This is a genomic window from Desulfobaculum sp. (genome assembly GCF_054921475.1).
Genome location: NZ_JBUDSW010000278.1, coordinates 1 through 4,327, shown reverse-complemented (window position 1 = coordinate 4,327; position 4,327 = coordinate 1). Strand labels below are relative to the sequence as shown.

The 4,327-nt window shown below is 62.7% G+C and carries 3 protein-coding genes and 1 pseudogene; all 4 read left to right on the top strand.

Annotation, left to right across the window (positions count from 1 at the left end):
* The coding region (locus tag ACY69P_RS14520) for an efflux RND transporter permease subunit (RefSeq protein WP_462327987.1) at positions 1-2,561 on the top strand (2,561 nt) is incomplete at its 5' end.
* 67 nt (positions 2,562-2,628) lie between these two features.
* The gene (locus tag ACY69P_RS14515; protein WP_459898451.1) at positions 2,629-3,312 is read left to right on the top strand and encodes a Crp/Fnr family transcriptional regulator; all 684 of its coding nucleotides are present in this window, start codon (positions 2,629-2,631) and stop codon (positions 3,310-3,312) included.
* 16 nt (positions 3,313-3,328) lie between these two features.
* A complete protein-coding gene (locus tag ACY69P_RS14510; protein WP_459898453.1) occupies positions 3,329-3,853 on the top strand; it encodes a PH domain-containing protein in 525 nt (174 codons plus the stop codon).
* Between the two features lie 312 nt (positions 3,854-4,165).
* Positions 4,166-4,327, top strand: a pseudogene (locus ACY69P_RS14505) (hydroxylamine reductase); the annotation flags it as partial.

Genomic DNA, 4,327 nt, shown 5'->3' with positions numbered 1-4,327 from the left:
GCACGCTGATGCAGTACGGGCTGAGCGTCTCGGACATTGCGGACCGCATTGCCGCGCAGAGCGTGGACCTGCCCGCAGGAAGCGTGGAAACGCGCGACGCGGACATCCTTGTGCGCTTTGACGATGAGCGGCGCAGCGTGCGCGAGTACGAGGACCTGACCGTGGTCTCGGGCACCACCGGGGCGGAGATTCGCCTTGGCGACATCGCCCGCATTACGGACCGCTTTGAGCTGGACGAGCAGAAGATTCTGTTCAACGGCCAGCGTGCTGGCCTGCTCATGGTCAGCAAGACCAAGGACGAGGACTCCCTGCGCATTATGGACGCGGTGCAGGCCTTTGTGGACCGCGAACGCCGCGAGGCCCCGCCCACTGTGGAATACACCCTCACGCGCAATGTCTCCAAAATCGTGCGCGATAGGCTCCAGATGCTGGTGAGCAACGGCGTGCAGGGCCTTGTGCTGGTGTTTTTGACCATGTGGCTGTTCTTTACGTTCCGCTTTTCCTTTTGGGTGGCCATGGGACTGCCCGTGTCATTTATGGGCGCGGCCTTTGTGCTGGATGGGCTGGGGCTGTCGCTGAATATGATCTCCATGGTGGGCCTGCTGATGGCCATTGGTCTGCTTATGGACGACGCCATTGTTATTTCCGAGAACGTCGCCTCGCACCTGCGCAGCGGCAAAAGCGCCTACCGCGCCGCCGTGGACGGCACGGTGGAGGTGGCGCGGGGCGTGTTTTCGTCGTTCACCACCACGGTGCTTATCTTTGGCACCGTGGCGCTGCTTATCCGGGGCGATATCGGCAAGGTGCTGTGGGTGATGCCCGTGGTGCTCATCATCACCCTTGGCGTCAGCCTTGTGGAGGCCTTTTGCATTCTGCCCCGGCATCTGTCGCACTCCCTGCACGGGCACGAAAAGGACAAGCGGTCCCCCTTCCGCCAGCGCTTTGATGCGTGGTTTGAGGGCATGCGCGAACGCCGCCTTGGCCGCAGTGTGGACTGGGCTGTACGCTACCGCTACCTGTGGGTGGGGTGCGTTGTGGCGGTGTTTGTGGTGTCCATCGGTATGCTGGCTGGCGGACGGCTCAAGATGCGCGCCTTCCCGGAGATTGACGGCGATGTGCTGGAGGCGCGGGTTCTGCTGCCGCAGGGGACGCCCCTTTCGCGCACCGAGGCCGTGGCCGGGCGCGTGGAGGAGGCCCTGCACCGCGTCGGGCAGCAGCTTGCCCCGCGGCAGCCGGATGGGCAAAAGCTCATCGAAAACGTCAACGTGCAGTACTCCACCAATGCGGACTCCCACGAGGTAGGGCCGCACCTTGTCACCGTCAGCGCGGACCTGCTCTCCGCCGAGGAGCGCGACGGCACCATTGATGAGATTTCCCGCCTGTGGCGCAAGGAGGTCGGCGAGGAGCCGGACGCCATCAGCATAGCCTACAAGGAACCGGTCATCGGTCCCGGCGGCCTTGCCATTGATATGCGTTTGCAGGGCGACGACCTGCACGAACTGAAATCCGCATCCAATGAGCTTGTGACGTGGCTGCGCGGCTATGACGGCGTGTACGACGTGTCCGACGACCTGCGCCCCGGCAAGCCCGAGGTCCGCGTGCGCCTGCGTGAAGGGGCGCTGGCCCTTGGCGTGACGGCGGCGGACATCGCCCGCCAGCTTCGGGCCGGATTTTACGGCGTGGACGCGCTGGAGATTCAGGACGGGCCGGAGAGCTACGAGGTCAACGTGCAGCTCGACCAGTTGGACCAGAATAGCTTTGCGGACCTTGATACGTTTCATGTGACCATGCCCGGCGGCGGGCAGGCCCCGCTGGGGAGCATCGCCGTTATTGACGAGGGGCGCGGCTGGGCGCGCATTGCACGCATCAACTCCCGCCGCACGGTGACCATTCAGGGCGAGGTGGACTTTATGCGCGCCAACGCGGGCGAGATTGTGGCGGATACGCAGGCGCGCTTTGTCCCGGGCATGCTGGAGCGTCACCCCGGCGTGCGCATTGCCATGGAAGGGCAGGCGCGCGAAGGGGCGCGGACGGGCAAGTCGCTCATGAAGGCCCTTGTCATTGGCGTGTTTGGCATTTTTGTGCTGCTGTCGTTTCAGTTCCGCAGCTATTATGAGCCGTTTGTGGTTATTGCCACCATTCCGCTGGCCTTTATCGGCGTGGTGTGGGGGCATCTGCTCTTTGGGCAGGAACTGGCCATGCCCAGCATCATGGGCTTCGTCTCCCTTGCGGGCGTGGTGGTGAATGATTCCATCCTGCTGGTGGAGTTCATCAAGATTCACCTGCGCCAAGGCATGGATGTGGTGGATGCGGCGCGGCAGGCCAGCCGGGCGCGCTTCCGGGCCGTGCTGCTCACGTCCATGACGACCATTATGGGCCTTGTGCCACTGCTGACGGAGCGCAGCCTACAGGCGCAGATTCTTATCCCCTTGTGCATCAGCCTTGTGTTTGGCCTGTTGGCGTCCACGGTGTTGGTGCTCCTTGTTATTCCGGCCTTGTATGCCATCCTTGCGGACTTTGGCCTGACCACACACGTGCGGGAGGAGGGCGCGGGCGAGTAGGGGCCGCGCGCCCCTTTGCCCCCCGGCCCAACTGGTGCTACAACGCCCCTCGGAGGACATCGTAGCCATGCACAAGCGGGACTTCATCGCCGACCTGTCGCTCTTTCGCGGCCTGTCATCCGGGCAGCTTGACGCCGTGGCCGATATCGCCGTGGAGACGCGCCTTGCCAAGGGCGCAACCATCTTCGTAGAGGGCGATAGGGCCGACGGCTTTTATGTTGTCTTTGAAGGACAGGTGAAGATTTTCAAGCTGTCCCCCGAGGGACGCGAGCAGATTATCCACATTTATGGTCCGGGCGAACCCTTTGCAGAGGTGCCGGTGTTCGAGGGCGGGGACTTTCCCGCCAATGCCGAGGCAACGCGTCCTTCGCGGGTGCTGTATTTCCCGCGCGGGGCCCTGCACCGGCTCATCGAGCGCGAGGCGGGCGTGGCCTTCAATATGCTGGCCGCTATGGCCATGAAGTTGCGGCGCTTTACCGTGAAGCTGGAGAACCTGACCCTGCGCGAAACGCCCCAGCGCCTTGCCGCCTACCTGCTCGATCTTTCCGAACGCAGTGGCGGCGCCGAGCAATTGGAACTGGACATAGCCAAGGGTCATCTGGCAAGCCTTCTCGGCACGGCGCAGGAGACGCTCTCCCGCGTTTTGAGGCGGATGAACGACGCCGGGCTTATTGAGGTCCGCGGGCGTTTTATCACGCTGAAGCAGACGGACCGTCTGGAGCTGCTTGCTTCGGGCGAGGAAAGACTGTGAACAAAGAGGATTTTTCATGACCAAGATTTTTCCCGTACCCATGCGCGGTGTGGTGATCGGCCTGTTGCTGGTCTTTGTCGCCGCCGTCACTGCCGCCACGGTGTGGAGCTTCCGCTCCGGCATCATGTGGACCGGCATTTGTCTGTTGGCTGTAGCGGTGCCCATCACTGCGCTGTATTGGTACATGCTCTATATCAACCCGTCCCGCACCCGCGTTATGGTGGATGAGGGCCGTGTGTTCGTTGAGGCCCCGCCGTTTTTGCGCGCCAGCGTGACGCTGGACAAGGTGACCCGCGCCTTTGTCACCGACCTTGAAACGGACGAAACCCTTGCCCCCATGAAGAAGGACCGCTGCATGGCCTACTTCGGCTACCGCTCCGGCATGTTTACACTGCCCGCCGGACGTGAAGCCGTGGTGGTTTCGCGCTCAAAGCGCGTCCTGTGTCTGAAAACCCCGGACCTGTTCTATGTACTGGGGCCAAAGGACGTGGACGAACTCGCTGAGGCCGTGCGGGAATACATTCCCGTGCACGACGGCTAACGCATCTGAAAATCACGCAGAAAAGCGCCGGGGCAACCGCTCCGGCGCTTTTTTTTCGCTTTTTTCCGGCCTGATGAGTGGGGAGAGGGCTGACTGTTTCATGTCGGCCGCAGCCCGCACAGGCGCTGGGGTTTCGGGCGGTTGGGTGCCCTGCGCGGCGGCTCCCGCAGGGCTGGTTTCCCGCATCCGGCGCAAGAAAAAACGCAACGAATTCGGCCCAATTGACGTAGGTCAAAGTTCCTGTTCCCCTGTACGGGTAGAAAAGTGTGGAAAGGCAAACACGACCACCACCATCCCGAAAAGGAGGGACCTATGTTTTGTTATCAGTGTGAACAGCGTGCCAAAGGCTCGTGCACCAAGGTTGGCGTCTGCGGCAAGCAGCCGAACGTTGCGGCCCTGCAGGACCTTTTGACCTACCTGCTCCGCGGCATTGCCGTGGTTGCCGTGGAAGGGCGGCGCGTGGGCGTGACCGAC

What these genes read in the sequence shown, in the direction of transcription:
- ACY69P_RS14515 (WP_459898451.1), top strand. Translation starts at nt 2,629, where the DNA reads ATGCACAAGCGGGACTTCATCGCCGACCTGTCGCTCTTTCGCGGCCTG.
- ACY69P_RS14510 (WP_459898453.1), top strand. Translation starts at nt 3,329, where the DNA reads ATGACCAAGATTTTTCCCGTACCCATGCGCGGTGTGGTGATCGGCCTG.